This window comes from Streptomyces sp. NPDC030814, from assembly GCF_055572155.1.
Window position 1 is genome coordinate 139080 of the sequence record NZ_JBVIDX010000004.1, and the last position, 20305, is coordinate 159384.

6 protein-coding genes are annotated in these 20305 nt (G+C 74.9%); 4 read left to right on the plus strand and 2 right to left on the minus strand.

Features of this window, described 5'->3' with window-relative positions; all coding sequences use genetic code 11:
• Window positions 1-94: 94 nt before the first annotated feature.
• Together ACZ43N_RS10910 and ACZ43N_RS10915 are read left to right on the plus strand one after the other, a co-directional pair.
• Window positions 95-787: a hypothetical protein gene (locus ACZ43N_RS10910; protein ID WP_468096660.1), complete on the plus strand. Its 693-nt coding sequence runs from the start codon at window positions 95-97 to the stop codon at window positions 785-787.
• A 200-nt stretch (window positions 788-987) separates the two neighbouring features.
• Window positions 988-1572, plus strand: coding sequence for an AMIN-like domain-containing (lipo)protein (locus ACZ43N_RS10915; protein ID WP_468096662.1), 585 nt, complete (start codon window positions 988-990; stop codon window positions 1570-1572).
• A gap of 29 nt (window positions 1573-1601) precedes the next feature.
• Here the strand turns inward: ACZ43N_RS10915 and ACZ43N_RS10920 are convergent, their stop codons facing one another.
• On the minus strand, window positions 1602-2405 hold the full coding sequence (locus ACZ43N_RS10920) for a HEAT repeat domain-containing protein (protein ID WP_468096663.1): 804 nt from the start codon (window positions 2403-2405) through the stop codon (window positions 1602-1604).
• Between the two features lie 140 nt (window positions 2406-2545).
• Here ACZ43N_RS10920 and ACZ43N_RS10925 point away from each other — a divergent pair, with 140 nt between their 5' ends.
• Window positions 2546-15232 (plus strand): SDR family NAD(P)-dependent oxidoreductase, encoded by a 12687-nt coding sequence (locus ACZ43N_RS10925; RefSeq protein ID WP_468096664.1) that lies wholly within the window; start codon window positions 2546-2548, stop codon window positions 15230-15232.
• Between the two features lie 575 nt (window positions 15233-15807).
• Window positions 15808-18240, plus strand: a complete 2433-nt coding sequence (locus tag ACZ43N_RS10930) for a non-reducing end alpha-L-arabinofuranosidase family hydrolase (protein ID WP_468096665.1) — start codon at window positions 15808-15810, stop codon at window positions 18238-18240.
• Between the two features lie 223 nt (window positions 18241-18463).
• On the opposite strand, the gene argG is transcribed toward ACZ43N_RS10930, so the two are convergent.
• Window positions 18464-19918 carry an argininosuccinate synthase gene (gene argG / locus ACZ43N_RS10935; RefSeq protein WP_468096666.1) on the minus strand — a complete coding sequence of 485 codons (1455 nt, stop codon included), beginning with the start codon at window positions 19916-19918 and terminating at the stop codon, window positions 18464-18466.
• Window positions 19919-20305 lie beyond the last annotated feature (387 nt).

The window sequence follows — 20305 nt, forward strand, 5'->3', positions numbered from 1 at the left end:
GCGGGCGGCGCTCCGGCGGCGTGACCAAGATCCGGCGCAGGTCGTTGGGCCGCTGCAAGACCCAGGTTGTCCGGCCGAACCCAGCAGGCGCCCCATGTTCCAGTCGTTGGTCAAGACGTTCGTCGAGCAGTACGCGAAGAACCAGCAGCTCAAACGAGAGCTGAGGGTCCAGCGTGAGGAGCAGGAGCGGCGGTGGCGTGAGGAGGACCGGGCCGTGCTCCGGGCCGCGCTCGCGGCGAACCGGGTCCCGCTCGACGAGCACAACGGCACGCTCCGCCGGGCCGCCGGCGTCTCGTACCTCACCCTGCGCTGCCACGAGGACACCTGGACCTTCATGGCACGTGCCGCCTTCGGCGTCTGGGAGCCGAACTGGACCCAGAGCACCCGCGACCCCTACGACCGGATCGGGCCCGGGGTGAGCGCGGCGGCCCGGTTCACCGCGGACCCGAACCTGCCGCCGGGCCGCGTCACCAAGGCCGAGGGAGGCATGCAGGACGTCCTGCTGTCCGGTCACAACCTCGTCCTCGTCCTCGACGCCCTGCACGCGGCCACGACGTCGGAGAGCTCCGCCACCGGGGCGCGGTGCAGGACCCTCTACGACAGGCTGGCGTCCTTCACCACGAGGCTCGACCCGAGCGCGCCGCCCGGCCGCACCACCGGGGTCCTCTGCCGGATCGACGACAGCTTGCACGACCGGCACGTCGGCAGGCCCCCCGGCGGCACCCGCCGCGGCACGGCTGCTCCGCTGCTGCGCGGGGTCCCCTCACCCGCCCCGGCGACCCGCTGACACGGCCGACGGGAACCGGGCGGGGCCGCGTACGAGCTCCGGGTCACGGTTGCGCAGACGGTGACGCAGGTGGTTGCGTGGTACACGGACAACGCCCGGCGGCACCGTCAGGGCCGGGTTCGCCTCATCCGGAGCACAACCATCCGGCAGACCGGACCGTCTCACCCCATGGCAGCGTCATGCGACTCAGGGGGGACATCATGCGACGTATCGGAGCGGCAGTGGCCGTACTCGTACTCGCCGGCACGGCGATGGGCGCGGCGGCGGGCAGCGCGGGTGCCGCGCCGGCGGGCGGCGGCGCGCGGACGGCGGCGGCCTGCCCGACCGGCTGGGGCAGCGGCCTCAAGGGCATCCCGGACAGCGGCATCGTCCCGCTGGCCGACATCAGGACCGGCCGGCACGACTGCTTCGACCGCATGGTCTTCGACGTCCCCGGCGGCGGCGACCACATCGGCTACTACGTCCAGTACGTGGACCGGCTGCACCAGGTCGGCTCGGGCGACGTCATCCGGGTCGGCGGCGGCGCCGTCCTGGAGGTCAGGATCGCCGCGCCCAGCTACGACCCGGAGACCGGCGCCGTCGCCTACCCGGGGAAGGTGGCCAAGCCGCTGCCCGGCGTCGACATCACCGGCTACCGCACCTTCCGCGACACCCGTTTCGCCGGCAGCTTCGAGGGCGAGACCCAGATAGGTCTCGGCGTGCGCGCCCGGCTCCCGTTCCGGGTGACCCAGCTGCACGACCGCCTGGTCGTCGACGTCGCCCACAGCTGGACGAGCACGCGCTGACGCCGGCCGCGGGCGTGACCTGATCACCCTCACGTCGTCTCGCGTACGGCCTCCACGGCGTCGCGCACGTCGGGGTGCGGGTCGTCGGCGAGACGGTCCAGGAGGCCACCGACGCCGGGCGTGGACCAGCCGGAGACCGCCCACACCAGTTCCTCGCGTACGCCGGGGTCCGGGTGGGCGGCGAGCCGGGCGATGCGGGGCAGCGGGCCCCGGCGGCGCATCCCGAACCAGTGCAGGGCCTCCCGCAGCACCGACGGGTCACCGGGCTCGCCGGCGGCGTCCAGCCGGGCCAGCAGCACCCGCGCCGTCGGCGGGGGCCCGTCCAGCGGATGCGGCAGCCGTTCCCGCAGCCGCCGGGCGCCGTAGCCGCCGCGCACCCGGCAGCCGAAGCACGTGCACGGCCGGGTGCCATGAGCGTCCGGCAGATACCGCCATCCGACGACCTGGGGCGCGGACCTCACCCGGTGCACCTCGCGGGGCCGGACCGCCCGCGGCACGAACACCTCCCAGCCGCGCGGATCCTCCAGCGCCGCGATCCGCCGCACCGCCTCGGCGGCGGTGACGGTGACCTGGCCGCCGCGCGCCCGGTCCGTGTACCGCCCGACCAGCACCTCCTGGGCGTCGTCCAGCCGGACATGGACGGCCACCAGTCCGCCCCTGCTGCCGAACCTGCCCAGCTCGCGCAGCCATTGGTGGGTGAGGGTGTACGACCGCAGCACCGGGAAGCAGTACACGCCCCGCAGACCGCCCTGCCCGTGACTCACCGCCCGCACCCCGGCCCGCCGGACACGCGGCGCGTCGGCCGCCGAGGTCAGGTGCACGAACATCGCCATGCCCCGGATGGTAGGTGCTGTGGCCAAAACGCTTCACCGGCTCGCGACGCCCGCCCCCACGGCCGGGCGACGGCGGCCGGAACACGCGGTCGCCGAGCGCCGCCGCTGTTCCGCGATGCCCGACTTGTAGGGTCCGCACGGTGGAGAGATCGAATGAGGGTTTGAACGGCGGGGCGTCGGCCGAGACGCTGCTGGACGTGCTGCTCGGGGCAGCGCGGGAGGTTCCCGGCCGGACCGTCGTTCATGTGCGGGGGGACGGCGGCGAGCACACCGTCACCTTCGCCGGGCTCCGCGACGAGGCGCTGCGGGTGGCGGGCGGTCTGATCGCCGCCCGCGTCACACCGGGCACGCCGCTGCCGCTGGTCGCCGACCGGGGCGAGGACTTCCAGCCCATGTTCTGGGGCGCGCTGGCCGCCGGCGCCGTACCCGTGCCGCTCGCACCGGAGCCGCGCCGCGTCGGACCGGTGTGGGAACTCCTCGGCCGCCCCCCGGTCGTCGTCGACGCCTCCACCGCGGCCCTGCTCGGCGAACTGGACGCGCACGTCGGGGCGTTGTCCCTCGACGCGCTCCGCGAGGGCCGTCCGCCCCGGCGACCGCACAGGCCCGCGCCCGACGACCTCGCGTTCCTGCAGTTCTCCTCCGGCAGCACCGGCTCCCCCAAGGGCGTCGAGCTGACCCACGGGGGCATCCTGGCGAACCTCCGCCAGATCCGTACGGCGATGGCCATCACCGGCGACGACGTCATCGCGACGTGGATGCCGTACTTCCACGACATGGGTCTCATCGGCACGCATCTCGTGCCGATGGCCGCGCGCCTGAAGCAGATACGCGTCGAACCGCTGTCCTTCGCCAAGCGCCCCGCCGTGTGGTTCGAGGCCGCGGCCCGGCACCGCGCGACCCTGCTCTCGGCCGCCAACTTCGCCCTCGACCTGGCCGTGCGGCGGATCCCCGCCACGGCCCTCGCCGGGCTCGACCTGAGCTCCGTGCGGCTGCTGCTCGTCGGCGCCGAGCCGATCGCCCCGCGCGTCTGGCGCGAGTTCCTCGCCCACACCGCTCCCGCCGGGCTCGACCCGCGCGCCCCGCTCCCGGTCTACGGCCTCGCCGAGGCGACGCTCGCGGTGACCGTGCCGCCGCTCGGCGAGCGCGCCGAGCCGCTGGTACTGGACCGGGCCGCGCTCAGCCGGGGCCGGGCGGTGCCGACCGCGCCGGGCGCGGACGCGGTGGAGCTGATGGACCTCGGGCTGCCGGTGGAGGGCTGCGAGGTCAGGATCACCGGGGCTCCGGACGACGCCGGGGACGCCGGGACCACGGAGCGGGTCCGCGACGTGCTCGGTGAGTCGCGCGTCGGGCACGTGGAGGTGCGGGGGCCGCAGCTGGGACGGGGCTATCACCGGGCGCCCGGGGCGAGCGCGGAGGCGTTCGGGGACGACGGGTGGCTGCGGACCGGGGACCTCGGGTTCCTGCGGGGCGGGCGGCTGGTGGTCACCGGGCGCCACAAGGACGTCGTGTTCGTCAACGGCCGTACGTTCCACGCGTCGGACCTGGAGGAGGCGGTCGCCGCGACGCCGGGGCTGCCGCCCGGCACGACCGCCGCGGTCGTCGGGTCCACCGACCCGCACGGCGGGGGCGAGCGGGTCGTGGTGTTCCTGCGGTGGGCGAGACCTCCCGCCGCGACCGCCGGGCCCGTCATGCGGGCCGCCGCCGGACGGCTGCGGGAGGTCCTCGGTCACGACGACGTACGGGTACTGCCGCTGCCGCCGGGGGCGTTCCCGCGCACCACCAGCGGCAAGGTGCGCAGGGGCGCGCTGCGGGAGCGGTTCGAGGCCGGGAGGTTCGCGGCGGTCGAGGAGCGCTGGGCCGACGCCCTGACGGGGCACACCGGGACGGTCGACGAGCCCCCGGGCGGTGGGGCGGCAAGGGGCGGGGCCGCGGCGGCGGAGACGGTCGCGGCGCCTCGTGCGGTGCGGGACGTCCAGGATGCCGTGCGACGCATATGGGCGCGGGTGCTGGAGCGGCCCGAGGGCGGGATCGGGCTCCACGACCGGTTCTTCGACCTCGGCGGCTCCTCGCTGAAGGCGATGGCCGTGCTGACCGGGCTGGAGGACACCTTCGCGGTCACGGTGGAACCGAGGGCACTGCGCGACCACGACACGGTGGCGGGGCTGGCCGGGTATGTGATCGGGGCCTCGGGGGACATCGGGGCGGGGAGGGGCACGGTCGGGGGCTCGGCCACGGCAACGGGTCCCGGGCCGGAGACGGCCGCGCCCCCCGTTCCCTCCGGCCCTGATGGCCGTACCGGGGTCGACGCGGGCCCCCGCGATGCCGTGGCCGTGCTCTCGGCGGCCTGTCGTTTCCCCGGGGCCGGGTCGCCCGAGGACTTCTGGGAGTTGCTGGAGGCCGGGGGCGACACCATCGGCGCGATACCCGAGGACCGATGGGGGAACGGGCCGCGCCCGAGCGCCCGGTTCGGCTCCTTCCTGACCGACCCGGCGGCCTTCGACGCCGACTTCTTCGGGATGGACGACGCGGAGGCGGGGGCGACCGACCCCCAGGCGCGGATCTTCCTCGAACTGGCCCACGAGGCACTGGAGCGCGCCGGGTACGCGGGACCCCGCCGGGCCGGCCGCAGGATCGGCGTGTTCGCGGCCACCGGCGACAGCGGCTACCGCGAGGTCCTGGCCGAGGCCGCCGACGGTGACCTCGCCCGTCACCCGGCCGCCCTCACCGGCAACCTGCCCAACCTGGTCGCCGCCCGTGTCTCCCAGGTACTGGACCTGAACGGACCGGCGCTCGCCGTCGACACCGCCTGCTCGTCGGCGCTGGTCGCGCTGCATCTGGCCCGGCGGAGCCTGCTCGCCGGGGAGTGCGACCTCGCAGTGGTCGGCGGGGTCAACCTGGGTCTGACGGGCACCGGGCACCGGCTGCTCGAAGCGACGGGCGCGCTGTCGCCGACCGGGCGGTGCCGGGCCTTCGGCGCCGACGCGGACGGGTTCGTGCCCGGTGAGGGGGGCGCGGTCCTCGTGCTCGCCCGCCTGGAGAACGCCCGCGCCGCCGACGACCCGGTCCTGGCCCTCGTACGCGGGACGGCGGTGAACAACGACGGCCGCTCGCTCGGTCTGCTCGCGCCCACACCGCGCGGGCAACGCGAGGTCATCGTGCGGGCGTACGAGGAGTGCGGTGTCGACACGGCCGCCGTGTCGTATGTCGAGGCGCACGGCACCGGTACGCCCATCGGGGACCCGGTGGAGGCGCGGTCCCTCGGCCAGGCGTTCCCGCCCCGGCCCGACGGACTCCCGCGACGGCTGGGCTCGGTCAAGGCGAACCTCGGGCACCTCCTCAACGCGGCCGGGATGCCCGCCCTCCTCAAGGTCGTCCTGGCGCTCACCCACCGCCGGCTCCCGCCCATGCCGCACGCCGCCCGGCCCGCCCCGTTCCTCGCCCAAGCGGCCCCCGGCTTCCACCTGGTGACCGAGCCGGAGCCCTGGGCGACCCCGGACGACCGTCCCCTCACCGCGGGGGTCAACGCGTTCGGCTTCGGCGGCACGAACGCCCACGCGATCCTGGAGGAGGCGCCGGACCGCGGCCGCCCCCGATGCGGGGAAGGCAGTCGCCCCGGCTGCGCGCAGCCCGGCTGCCCCGGCTGCGCGGAGTCCGGCCGTCCCGGCCGGGTCCGCGCCGGGGGGCGCGCCGCCGAGGCCACCGGCCCGCATCTGCTCACCCTCTCCGCCCGGACCCCCGTCGCCCTGCGGGCGGCCGTCGCCGACCTCGCCGCCCACCTCCGGGCCCGTCCCGGCCTGCCCGAGGCGGATGTCTGCGCCGCCGTCGGCACCGCGCGCGACGACGCCCCGTACCGTCTCGCCGTCGTGGCCGACGGCGACCTTTCGCGGCGGCTGGACACGGCCGCCCACACCGACGAGGCCGAACCCGCACGCGCCCGCCCCCGCACCGTCTTCGTCCTGCCCGGCCAGGGCGCCCAGCGTCCCGCCCCGGCCCGCACCCTGTACCGGTCCGCCGCCGCCTTCCGGGACACCCTGGACGAGGCGTCCGCCCTCGTCGGCCCCGTCCTGGGCCGCTCCCTGACCACCTGGTGCCTGGACGAGCACACCGCCCCCGAGGACCTGGCGCGGACGGAGGTGGCGCAACCCCTCCTCGTCGCGTTCGGCGCGGCCCTCTCCGCGCAGCTCGGCGCATGGGGGGTGCGGCCCGACGCGGTCATCGGGCACAGCGTCGGCGAGATCACCGCCGCGCACCTCGCCGGTGCCCTCTCCCTCCCGGACGCGCTCGCCCTCGCCGCCGAACGCGGACGCCTGATCGGGGAACTCGCCGCGCCGGGCGCCATGGCGGCCGTCCGAGGTGACGAGGACACCGTCGCCCCCGTGATCGCCGCGTCCGACGGCACGCTGTGCGTGGCCGCCGTCAACTCACCCACCCAGCTGGTCATCGCCGGCGAAACCGACGCCGTCGACCGCGCGATCGCCGCCCTGACGGCACGTGGCGTCGCCGCACGCCGACTGCGCGTCTCGCACGCCTTCCACTCCCCCCTGCTCGACCCCGTCCTCGACCCGCTCGGCAACGCCGCGAAGGCCCTGACCGTCCTCCCGGCCACCGTGCCGATGCTGAGCACGGTCAGCGGACAGTGGGGCCCCGGCCTGACCCCCGAGTACTGGCGCGACCACGCGGCCCGCCCCGTGCGCTTCGGCGCGGCCGTGACCCGGCTCCTCGACGACGGCTACGACACATTCGTCGAACTGGGCCCCGCCGGCTCCCTCGCGGGCCCCGTCCGCACCCTCGCCGCCGCCCGACTCCGGACAGCGGCGGCCGGAAGGGAGGCCGGGACCGGGACGGAAGCCAACGCCGAGACGGGCGTTCGAGCCGGGACGGGCACCGGGGCCGGGGCGAGGGGCGAAGCCTCCGACGTCGTGTACCTGCCCGCCCTGAGCGTCTCCCCGAACGGTGAGACCTCCGAGTCCTCCGGCGCACGCGCCCTGCTGGAAACGGTCGGCCGCCTGTGGACACGCGGGGTGCCGCTGTCCCCGACGGCCCCCGCCCCTGTGCGGGCGGGGCACCGCCGGGTGCCCGTCCCCACGTACCCGTTCCAGCGTCGGCGCCACTGGCCGGAGCGCCTCGACGCGACGCCGGCGCCCCCCGCCACGCCTCCCGCCCCCGACGGCGCCTCCGAGGGCGCCCCCGCCCCGCGGCCGCTCCTCTGGCACGACGCCCCCCTCATCGCCGCTCCGGGCCCCGGCGCCGTACGCCTGGTCGGCGCGGACACGGCCCTCGCGCGGGCCCTCGCCGACCGCCTCACCGAGCACGGCGTCACGCTGCTGCGGCCGGACGACAGGTCTCCGGCCGAGCCGGACACCCCGGAAACCCTGCTGTGGTTCGCCGACGACACCCCGGAATCGGCCACGGCCACCAGCATGCTCGCCTCCCTCCGCGGCGTACTTCCCCTGCTCGGCACCACCCCCGCCCGGCTGCTGCTCGTCACCGAGGACGCCTACACCACCGGCGCCGACGACGCCTCCGAGCGCGCCCGGCCCGCCCGGGCGCTCCTCCACGGCTTCGCCCTGGCCCTCCCCGAAGAGCACCCGGCGCTGTCCTCCCGCGGCGTCGACCTCTCCTCCCATGACCCGCTCGCCATTCGACTCCAGTCGCTGGAGCGGGAGTTGTACGCGGCCGACACCCCCGGCGACGCCGCCGGCACGGTCGCCTGGCGGGCGTCCCGCCGACTCACCCGTACGCCCGTCCTCGCAACCGACGCCGCACGGACGACCGCCGACGCCCTCCCCTCGAACGGGACCTACCTCATCACCGGCGGCACCGGCGGCCTCGGTTCCGCGCTCGCCCGTCACCTCGCGCGGCGCGGCGCCCCCGACCTCGTCCTCACCGGCCGCACCCCCACCCCGCCACGGGCCCTGCTCGCCGAACTCCGCGCCCTCGGCGCGCGCGCCCGCTACCAGGCGGCGGACGTGAGCGACGCACGCGCCGTCGACGACCTCGTCGCGGGGCTGCCGCCCCTCGACGGTGTCTTCCACGCGGCCGGCACGGCCCGCCCCGGCAGCCTGCGCGGCAAGTCGGACGACGAGATCGAGGAGACCCTCGCGGCGAAGGTGCGCGGCACGGCCGCCCTCGCGGAGGCGCTGCGCCGGTACGGCCACGACACCGCCGTCCGCGTCGCCTTCTCCTCCGTCTCCTCCGTCCTGCCCGGCCTCGCCGGCGCCCTCGGCGACTACGCCGCCGCCAACGCCTTCCTCGACGCCTTCGCCACCGCCGAACACGCCGCGGGGCGCCCCTGGCGGGCGATCGCCTTCGGACCCGTGTCCGACACGGGCCTGGCGAGCGGTCCGCGCGCCGGGGACCGACTCCGCGCCCGGGGCCTCGCCCCCATGCCCGTACGCGCCGCCCTCGCCGCCCTGCACGCGGCGCTCGCCCTGGACCTGCCCCACGTACTGGTGACGGGCACGACGGAACCGGCGCCGACACCGGCACCGGAATCGACACCGGCACCGGAATCGACACCGACACCCGCACCCGGACCCGCACCAACCGCCGACCGGGAACCCGCTGCCCCCGCGACCACCGCCCCGACGGCTCCCGGCGACGGCGCCCACGCCGCGCCCGCGGCCCCCGAGGTCACCGCTCGCATCCGCCGGCTGCTCGCCGAAGCCCTCCACCGTTCCCCGGAGGACATCGCCGACGACGCCCAGTTCCTGGGCCTCGGGCTGGACTCCCTCAGCGCCGTGGACCTCGCCCGGCGTCTGGAACGGGAGCTCGGCCGACCGCTGCCCGCCACCCTGCTCTTCGAGTACCGCACCGTCGGCGAACTGGCCGTCCACCTGGCCGCCGAGACACCCGGGGCACCACCGGCCGCCGTGTCCGCCGCGCCTCCCGCTCTCCCGTCCGGCCCCGGCGCCCTCCTGCCCCTCACCCCCCTCCAACTCGCCTTCCACACCACCGAAACGCTCCACGAGGGGGTCACCGCCCACGGCTATGTCCGCCAGACCGTCGGCGGCCCCCTCGACCCCGCGCTCCTCGGCCGGGCGCTCGCTCGGCTGGCCGTACTCCATCCCATGCTGCGGATGCGGTTCACCCGCGACGGCGGCCCCCGCCCGCAGCAGTACGCCGCGCCCGCCGGGGCGCCCACCGCCGACGGCCCCGCCTGGTACGAGATCCGGCAGGCCCCGGCCGATCCCCGCACCCTGGCCGATCTCGAACAGGCCCTGTGCAACCGCCCCTTCGACCTCACCTCGGAGGACCCGGTACGGGCCGTCCTGGTCCCCGACCACGAGGACGCGCACCTCACCCACCTCCTCCTGGTCGTCCACCACGCCGCCGCCGACGGCTACAGCCTCAAGGTGCTGAGCGAAGACCTCTGGTCGCTCTACACCGCACTCGCGCGGGGAGACGAAGCGGTCCCCGAACTCCCGCCGGGCACGGCCGACTTCGCCGACTACGCGGCCGCCCTCGCCGCCGAACGGCACTCCCCGGCGTACGAGCGGGACCGGCGGTACTGGCGCGACCGTCTCACCGCTCACAGGGCCACCGCGTCCCCCGCTCCCGCCCTCCCCTACGACGGCGACCCCGAGGCGCCCCCTGCGCCGCCCCTCGTCCACCACCGCACCGAGATCGACGAGGAGTTGACGGCCGCCCTGCGCGAGGTCGCGGCCCGGCACGAGGTGTCGCTGTTCCACCTGCTGCTGGCGGCGTACGGGCGGTGTCTGACCCGGTGGAGCGGGCGGCCGGACGTGGCCGTCAACGTCGCCAGGGCGCGCCGTGAGGCGGCGATCGCCGGTGTCGACCGTCTGGTGGGGCCGCTCGCCGACACCCTGCCGGTGTTCCTGACGGTCGACCCCGACGAGCCGGTGACCGCGCTGGCCGGCCGGGTCCGGGAGATCTGGCGGGAGGCCGAGGCGCACGCGACGCTCGGCAGCGCCGACTTCGCCCGGCTGCTGGGCGAGGTGCGGTCCGCCGCCGGCCCGGCGCCGCGCACGGTCGCCGAGGCGGGCTTCAGCTTCGCCCGTTTCCCGGTGGTCCACGGCCCCGACTGGCCCGTCACCGTCACACCGACGGCCGCGGCCACCGCCACCGCCGCCACCCGGCTCGGCCTGCTGTGCTGGGAGGCCGACGCGAGTCTGCGGCTCTCCTGGAACCACCCGGCCCACCTGTTCCGCCCCGAGACGGTGCGCCGCCTCGCCGACGTGTACGTCGCCGAGCTGCGCGCCGTCGTCGGCGGACCGGCGGGACCGGTCGCCGAGCCCCCAGGCCACCGGCCCGCGAACCCGGCCCCCGAGACCGCCGTGCTGCCGGAGGACGTCGCACGGCCCGGCATCGTGGACCGACTGTGCGCGCGGTTCCGTGCCACCCCCGAGGCCGTCGCCGTCCACACCGGCGACTCCGCCCTCACCTACGCGGCCCTCGACACCGCGTCCGCCGCCCTCGCCGCCGGGCTCCGTGCCCACGGCGTACGCCCCGGCGATCTCGTCGGACTGCTCACCGAACCGGGCGGCACCGCCACCGTCACCGGAGTAGTGGGCATCCTGCGCGCGGGCGCGGGCTGGGTGCCGCTGGACGCCGCCCACCCCACCGCCCGTCACCGGGACCAACTGGCCCGTACCGGCGTCCGGGTCCTGGTCTGCGACCCGGCGACCCGCGAGACCGCCGCCCGGTTGGAGGGGGTCGTCCCGGTCGTCACGACCGAGGTCTCCTCGGCGCCCCCGGTCAGCCCCGCCGTCCCTGACGGCGCCGACCCCGCCGCCCCCCACGACCCCGACGCCATCGCGTACGTCATCTTCACCTCCGGCTCGACGGGCCGCCCGAAGGCCGTGCCCGTCACCCACCGCTCCATGGCGAACTATCTCGACTGGGCGCTGGCCACCTTCGGCTACGGCCCGGACGACCGGCTGGCGCAGACCGCGTCGGTCTGTTTCGACGCCTCCGTACGGCAGTTGCTGGCACCACTGCTCGTCGGCGCCACGGTGCACACCGTCTCCCGCGATCTGCTGCGCGACCCCGAGGCGCTCCTCGACCGGGTCGTGGCGGACGGGATCACGGTGTGGAGCTCGGTACCGACGCTCTGGGAACGCCTGCTGACGGCCGCCGAGGACCGCGTCCGCCGGAACGGGACGGCGCCCCCTGACCTCTCCGCCCTGCGCTGGGTCCACGTGGGCGGCGAGGCGCTCCCCGCGGCCCACGTCCGCCGCTGGTTCGACCTGCTCGACGCGACGGCCGGGACCTCCCGCTCCACCGGCACCACCGGCCCCACCGGCACCCGCCGCGCCCACCACAGGACCCGTCACCGGGTCGCCAACCTCTACGGCCCCACCGAGGCCACCATCAACGCCACCTGCCACATCATCGACACCCGCCCCGCCGACGACGTACGCCACCTCCCCATAGGCCGCCCCGTCGCCGGCACCGAGCTGACCGTGATCGGAGCGGACGGCCTTCCCTGCGCCCCCGGCGAGGCCGGGGAACTCCTCATCGCCGGCACCGGGCTCACCCCCGGCTACCTGGGCGACCCGCACCTCACCGCGGCGGCCTTCACCGAGCGGCACGGGCGGCGCTGGTACCGCAGCGGCGACCGCGTCCGCCGTACGGCCGACGGGGTGCTGGAGTTCCTGGGCCGGCTCGACGACCAGGTCAAGGTCCGCGGCCACCGCGTCGAGCTCGGCGAGGTCGAGGCCGCACTCCTCGCCCACCCCGGCCTGGCCCGTGCGGCCGTCCTGCTGCGGGACGGGCGGCTCGTGGCGTACGTCGAACCCCGGGCCGGCGCGCCGGAGCCCGACGCCCGCGAGGTACGCGCCTTCCTGTCCCGGACGCTCCCCCCGTACATGCTCCCGGCGCGTGTCCACGCCCTCACCGCCCTCCCGCTGACCGGCACCGGCAAGATCGACCGCACCCGTCTCGCACCACGACCGGACCACGAGACCGTCGTGCCCCGGGCCGAACGGACCGTGATGCCCCAGGAGCCCGGCGCCGGGGCCGAACGGGCAGCCCCTCGCACCCCGCCCGAGACCCCCACCGAACGCCTGCTGGCGCGCGCATGGTCCCGCCTCCTCGACGTCCCCGAGGTCTTCCGGGAGGACGACTTCTTCGTCCTCGGCGGGGACTCCCTCACGGTGCTTGAGCTGTTCTCCCGACTGCGCGACGACCACCGCGCGCTGCCGCGACCGACCGCCGTCTACACCCACCGCACGCTGAGCGCGCTGGCGGCGGCCATCGACACGGCGGCCGCCGCCCTCCCCACCACGGAACCCATCACAGCCGCGTCGGCTCCCGCCACCACGTCGGCCACCCCTTACCCCCTCACCCCCTCCCAGCACGGCTTCCTCCTGGCCGACGCCCTCGCGTCCGGCACGTCCGGAACGTCCGGCGTGTCCGGCTCGGACGGCTCCGGCAGCTCCGCGCACTCCGCCTGGCTGGCCCGTTTCCGGATTCGCGGACCCCTGCGTCCGGAGCTGTTCCAGCGCGCGGTGGACGTCCTCGTGGCCCGTCACCCGATGCTCCGCACGGTGTTCCCGGCCGGGGCGCGACCGCCCGTGCAGCAGGAACTGCCCGACACGCTGCGGCTGCCGGTGCAGACGGAGGTGCTGAGCGAGCCGGAACTGCTGGAGCGGCGGGTCGCCGAGGAGGCGCGACGGCGGTTCGAGCCATGGGCCTGGCCGCTGCTGCGGCTGCGTCTGTTCACGGTCGCCGCCGACGAGCACGTCCTCGTCGTCCACGCCCACCACCTCATCGGCGACGGCTACAGTGCCGCCCTGCTCACCCGCGAACTCCTCACCGCCCACGACCGTTTCGCCGCCGGTCTGACCGCCGGTCTGGAGCCGCTGCGCTCGACCTTCCGCGACCACGCGGAGCTGCGCGCCGCCCGGCGCCGGTCCCCGTCCCCGGCCCCGGAGACGGCGGACCACCTCGCCCGTCACCGGGCCCCGTACACACCTCCCGTGCTCCGCGCGTCCCGCCCCGACGACGGCACCGGCGTGGCCCCCGGCTTCCACACCGCCGGCTTCACCCTCGACGCCGACCGCGCCCAGGCGTTGCGCCGGCTCGCGCGTTCCGCGGGGACGACGCCGTACGCGCCGTTCCTCACCGCGTACCACCGCGCTCTCACCGACCTCACCGGCCGACGGGACCTGGTGCTCGGCCTCGCGGTCACCGGACGCGACGAGAGCGTGCCGGACGCCCACCGGGTGTTCGGCCCGTTCGCGGAGGCGGTGGCCGTACGCCCGGCGGTCCACGGTGCGGCGCCCGTCCCCTTCGCGGAGGACCTGCGCCGGGTCGCCGCCGAGGCGGTCGCGGCCCGTACCGCCGGTCCGCCGGACCCGCCCGCGGACGGCGGCCTGCCCCGTACCGCCCAGTTCTTCTTCACGTTCCTCGACTTCGGCTCGCTGGGCGCCCCGGCCGGGACCTCGCTGACCGTCCTGCCCGACGACACCGACACGGCGCTCGCCCCGCCTCCCGTCGGTACCGACGTCTTCCTGGCCGTCCGTCCCTCGGCCGACGGCGTACGCGTCACCGTCCGCGCGTCGGCGACCGCCCTCACCGAGGAGCGTCTGGCGGCGTTCGTACGGGAGGTGCGACGCCAGCTGGAGGACAGCGCTCCCCTGGACGCCGCGCTCATCGGTTATCTGCCCGCGCCCCGCGACCTGGCCGCCCACGCCGGTCTGCCCCCGCACGCCGTGCCGGGGCGCGAACAGCTCCGCGCCCTCCTCTTCCCCGACGGCCGCCCGAGGCTGCTGGAGACCACGACCACGCCCCTCGGCACGTCCGGTTTCCTCGCCCTCCCGGTGTTCGCCGACGAGCTGACGGCCCCGGACGCCCCCGCCGACCCGGCCGTCCACACCCCTCTGGCCGTCCGCACCGCCCGAGCCGTGGAGCACGCCCTCTCCCTCGGCGCGCGTTCCGTCTCCCTGGCCGGTGTGATCCCGGCGCTGACCGGCTACGGCTACGACGTCCTGCGGGAAGCGGCCGCCTCACCTCTCTCCGCAACTCCCGCCGTGCTGACCACCGGCCATGCCACGACCACCGTCGCCGTCGTGAAGACCGTCCACGCGGCGCTCGCCGCGACCGGCCGGGACCTCGCCGCTCTGACCCTCGCGGTCGTCGGCTGCGGTTCCATCGGCACGTCGTCGCTCCGGCTGCTCCTGGCCCGCAGTCCCCGCCCGCCGGCCCGGCTGCTCCTGTGCGACCTGCCCGGCAGCACGCCACGGCTGCGGCGTCTCGCCGCCGAACTGTCGGCGGACCATCCGGTCATGGCCGTACGGGTCTTGGAGTCCACCGGAGCCCAGGGCCTGCCGGCGGAGCTGTACGAGGCGGCCGACGTCATCGTCACCGCGGTGAGCGGCCCGACGGCGCTCCTGGACGTCGACCGGCTCCGCCCCGGCACGATCGTCGTGGACGACTCCTTCCCGCACTGCTTCGACACCGCGCGGGCCCTCGACCGGATGCGGCGCGAGCGGGACGTGCTGCTCGTCGGCGGCGGACTGCTCGCCCTGGAGACCACCGAGACACGGCTGTCGACGGACCTCCCGCCGCTCGCACGCACCGGCCCCGCCAAGGGCAGCCGGTTCCAGCCCCACCTGCCCGGCACCCTGGCGTCCTGCCGTCTGGAGTCACTCCTCCACGCCCACCACCACGGGTCGGAACTCCCCCCGACGCGCGGCCTGGTGGACCTCCCCCACGCCCTGGCCCACTGGGACGCCGCCGAGTCCGCGGGGGTCCGCGCCGCGCCCCTGCACCTCCTCGACCACGTGATCCCCGAGACCGCCCTGAAAGCCCTGCCCCGGCCCCTGCCCCGGCCCGGTTCCGGGTCCGGGTCCGGGTCCTAGCTTCGTGCCCAAGAGACTACGCCCGGCCGGGAGTTCCCGTCCGGGTGTCCGTCGAGGCCCTCGTGGTCTCCGCGCACGACGACCCCGGCGGTCGTGGGCGACCCCGTTGGTCCAGCCGTACCGCTTGGCCGTGACCTTGACGGTGATGGTGTGGCCCGTGTCGGCGTTGACCAGGACGTACGTCGCATCGGTGGCGCCGGTGATGGAGGTGCCGTCGCGCTTCCGGGAGTACGTGTAGGAGGTGGCGGCCGGCGACCAGGTGCCGTGGGCGGCGGTGAGCCGGTAGCCGACCTTCGCGGTGCCCGTGACGGCGGGCGGGGTGACGACCTGGGTCCGACCGCGACGGTGACGGCGGTGGGGGTGGAGGTGACGGACCCGGCGCCGTTGGCGACCTTGGCCCGGCAGGACACCTGGTGCTTGTAGTCGGCGGAGGTCAGGGTGCGGGACTTGCCGGTGGCGCCGGTGATGGTCGTGGCGTCGAAAAACTCCGCCCTTTCCGGCAACCTTTGTGTGTGCGGCGTCGACTGGCGGGGTGTCAGGGGCCGAGGCCCCCACCGCGCCAGAAAGACAATCCGTTGCCAGATCAGCACCGTTCACATCGCCGACGCCCGGCGACCCGTCACGTGCTCGCCGCCGCCCTGGTGCTCGCCACCGTGGGTGCCGCCATCCCGCTGGTCGCCCAGGCCGCCCGCACGCCGGAGCGCCCCGAGCCGACCGAGCTCGCCGACGGGGCGGCCGCCAACGGCCGCTACTTCGGTACGGCGGTGGCCGCGGGCAGGCTCGGCGACGCGACGTACTCCAAGATCCTCGACCGGGAATTCGACATGATCACCCCGGAGAACGAGATGAAGTGGGACGCCGTCGAGCCCTCCCGCGGCTCGTTCAACTTCGCCCCCGCCGACCGGATCGTCAGCCAGGCCACCGCGCACGGCCAGCGCCTGCGCGGCCACACCCTCGTCTGGCACTCCCAACTGCCCGGCTGGGTCGGCGCCATCCGCGATGCCGCCACCCTGCGCGAGGTGATGAACAAGCACATCACCACCACGATGAGCCACTACAAGGGCAAGATCTACGCCTGGGACGTCGTCAACGAGGCGTTCGCCGACGGCGGCAGCGGCCGGCACCGCAGCTCGGTGTTCCAGGACGTGCTGGGCGACGGGTTCATCGAGGAGGCGTTCCGCACCGCCCGGAAAGCCGATCCCGCGGCCAAGCTCTGCTACAACGACTACAACATCGAGAACTGGTCGGACGCCAAGACCCAGGGCGTCTACCGCATGGTCAAGGACTTCAGGTCCCGCGGCGTGCCCATCGACTGCGTCGGCTTCCAGAGCCACTTCGGCACCGGTGGCCCGCCGGCGAACTTCCGGACCACCCTGTCCGAGTTCGCCGCGCTCGGCGTGGACGTCCAGATCACCGAACTGGACATCGCCCAGGCGCCCGCCACCGCGTACTCCGACGCCGTCAAGGCATGCCTGAGCGTCGGCCGCTGCAAGGGCATCACCGTGTGGGGCATCCGCGACAGCGACTCCTGGCGCACCGGTGAGAACGCGCTGCTGTTCGACAACAGCGGCAACAAGAAGCCCGCCTACAGCGCGGTGCTCAAGGCCCTGGGCGGCGGCAGCGGCCAGAGCACGTCGAGCGGGGGCATCACCTCCGGCGCCGTCTACACGCTCTCCGACGTCGCCGCCAAACGCGTTCTCGACAAGCCCGCGAAGAAGAACGGCAACCAGACCCCGCTGCGGATATGGGACGCCCGCGGCACCTCCCACCAGCAGTGGCGAGCCGACCGGAACGCGGACGGCTCGTACACCCTGACCAACGTCGCCAGCGGCCGGGTCCTCGACGAGCCGGGCAACCAGACCGGCAACGGGACGAGGACACAGCTCTGGGACGCCAACGGCGGTGCCAACCAGCGCTGGCGGGCCCACCGCAACAGCGACGGCTCCTACACGCTGACCAACGTCGCCAGCGGCCGCGTGCTGGAAACCCCCCGCGGCCGGACCGCCAACGGCACTCCCGTGCAGATCTGGGACGCCAACGGCGGCGCCAACCAGCACTGGAGGTTCAGCCCCGCCTCGACGAAGGGCGGCACGTGCGCGCTTCCGTCGACGTACCGGTGGACCTCGACGGGTCCGCTGGCGCAGCCGGCGAACGGCTCGGTCGCGCTGAAGGACTTCACCACCGTGACGTACAACGGCAAGCACCTCGTCTACGGGACCACCTCCAACGGATCGTCGTGGGGCTCCATGGCATTCAGTCCCTTCACGAACTGGTCGGACATGGCCTCGGCCGGACAGAAGGCCATGAGCCAGGGCGCGGTGGCGCCCAAGCTGTTCTACTTCGCGCCCAAGAAGACCTGGGTGCTGGTCTCCAACGGGTGGGGCACCGCCTGGACCTTCACCTACCGCACGTCCGGCGACCCGGCCAACCCCAACGGCTGGTCCGCGCCGCAGCCGCTGTTCACCGGCAGCCTTCCCGCCGGCTCCGAGGGCGGCCCGATCGACCCGACCGTGATCGCCGACGACAAGAACATGTACCTGTTCTTCGCCGATGACAACGGCGGCATCTACCGGTCGATCATTCCGATCGGGAACTTCCCCGGCAGCTTCGGCTCGTCCTTCACGAAGATCATGAGTGACACGAAGGCGAGGCTGTTCGAGGCGCCGGAGGTCTACAAGGTCAAGGACCGGAACCAGTACCTGATGATCGTCGAGGCCATGGGTGCGGGCGGACGCTACTTCCGCTCCTTCACCGCCTCCAGCCTGAGCGGTACGTGGACCCCGCAGGCCGACAGCGAGAGCGCCCCCTTCGCGGGCAGGGCCAACAGCGGCGCCACCTGGACCAACGACATCAGCCACGGTGACCTGGTCCGCGACAACCCCGACCAGACCATGACCATCGACCCCTGCAACCTGCAGTTCCTCTACCAGGGCAGGAACCCGGCCTCGGACGGCACCGACTACCCGAAGCTGCCGTACCGGCCGGGCGTCCTCACCCTGCGGCACTGACCCGCCCGCTCCACGGTGATCGCCTGACCGATACCCCCACCCCGAGAACCCCAGCCGCACGTCGGCTGGGGTTTCTCTCTTCTCCGTGGTGAAGCCCGTACGGCCGTCGTCGCGCACCGCGCCCGGACCCCCTGACGACGGAACCCGCTGACGACGCGAGGGGCCGGGCCGACGCGTGGGCGTCGGCCCGGCCCCTCGTGGTCCGGTCCTCTTCGGCAGACGGTCAGTCCGTGCCGAACTCCATGGCGGCGCGGTCCAGCAGCTCGTCGTCGTCGGAGCCGGTGAACTCGCCGCGGGCGGCGATGGCCTCGGCGCCGCCCTCGGGCATGGTGCCGATCAGCCCGGTCGCGGCGGCCTGCGCGGCACCGATCGCGGCGGGGCCGCCCGTGCCGATCAGACCCATCGCGGCGTACTGCTCCAGCTTGGCGCGCGAGTCGGCGATGTCGAGGTTGCGCATGGTGAGCTGGCCGATCCGGTCGACCGGGCCGAACGCGGAGTCCTCCGTGCGCTCCATGGAGAGCTTGTCCGGGTGGTAGCTGAACGCCGGACCGGTGGTGTCGAGGATCGAGTAGTCCTCGCCGCGCCGCAGCCGCAGGGTGACCTCGCCGGTGACCGCGGCGCCGACCCAGCGCTGGAGCGACTCCCGGATCATCAGGGCCTGCGGGTCCAGCCAGCGGCCCTCGTACATCAGCCGGCCCAGGCGACGGCCCTCATTGTGGTACTGGGCGAGGGTGTCCTCGTTGTGGATGGCATTGACGAGGCGCTCGTACGCGGCGTGCAGGAGGGCCATGCCGGGGGCCTCGTAGATGCCGCGGCTCTTCGCCTCGATGATGCGGTTCTCGATCTGGTCGGACATGCCGAGTCCGTGGCGGCCGCCGATGGCGTTGGCCTCCATCACCAGGTCGACGGCGGAGGCGAACTCCTTGCCGTTGATGCTGACCGGGCGGCCCTGGTCGAAGCCGATCGTCACGTCCTCGGTGGCGATCTCGACCTCGGGGTCCCAGAACCGGACGCCCATGATGGGCTCGACGATCTCGATACCGGTGTCCAGGTGCTCCAGGGTCTTCGCCTCGTGGGTGGCGCCCCAGATGTTGGCGTCGGTGGAGTACGCCTTCTCGGCGCTGTCCCGGTAGGGCAGGCCGTGCGCGACCAGCCACTCCGACATCTCCTTGCGGCCGCCGAGCTCGGTGACGAAGTCCGCGTCCAGCCAGGGCTTGTAGATGCGCAGGTGCGGGTTGGCGAGCAGACCGTAGCGGTAGAACCGCTCGATGTCGTTGCCCTTGAAGGTCGAGCCGTCGCCCCAGATCTGGACGTCGTCCTCCAGCATCGCCCGCACCAGCAGCGTGCCGGTGACGGCACGGCCCAGCGGCGTGGTGTTGAAGTACGCCCGCCCGCCGGAGCGGATGTGGAACGCGCCGCAGGTCAGCGCGGCCAGGCCCTCCTCGACCAGCGCGGCCCGGCAGTCGACCAGGCGCGCGATCTCGGCACCGTAGGTCTTCGCGCGGCCGGGCACCGAGGCGATGTCGGGCTCGTCGTACTGGCCGATGTCAGCGGTGTAGGTGCACGGGACGGCGCCCTTGTCGCGCATCCACGCGACCGCGACCGAGGTGTCGAGCCCGCCCGAGAAGGCGATGCCGACGCGCTCGCCGGCCGGAAGGGAGGTGAGGACCTTGGACATAGGAAGAGTATGCACAACTATGCATGATCATGCAAAGCCCCGTTTCGGGTGATGCAGGTCCCACCCGCCCGCCGGGCACCGTCGGGACGGCCGCACCGCCCCGCCCGGCCCCACCGCGCCGGAGCACTTCCCGACCGCCCGCCGGGGGATGCCCGGCGCCTTCTTCGGGCGGTCGGTGTTCCTGCCCGACGCCCACCCCCGCCGGCCGCTGCACCGGGCCGACCTGGTCGAGTGCGAGGAGGACCCGTGGCCTCGGCCGGGCTCCCCGCTCCCGTCGGCCCGCCGGCCCGCCGGTGAGCGTCCTCTACCCGCCCGGTGTCCCCGCCCGCTTCGGCCGTCCGGCACGCCCGGCGGGCATCCCCACGCCGTGACGGACGGCGACGGCGG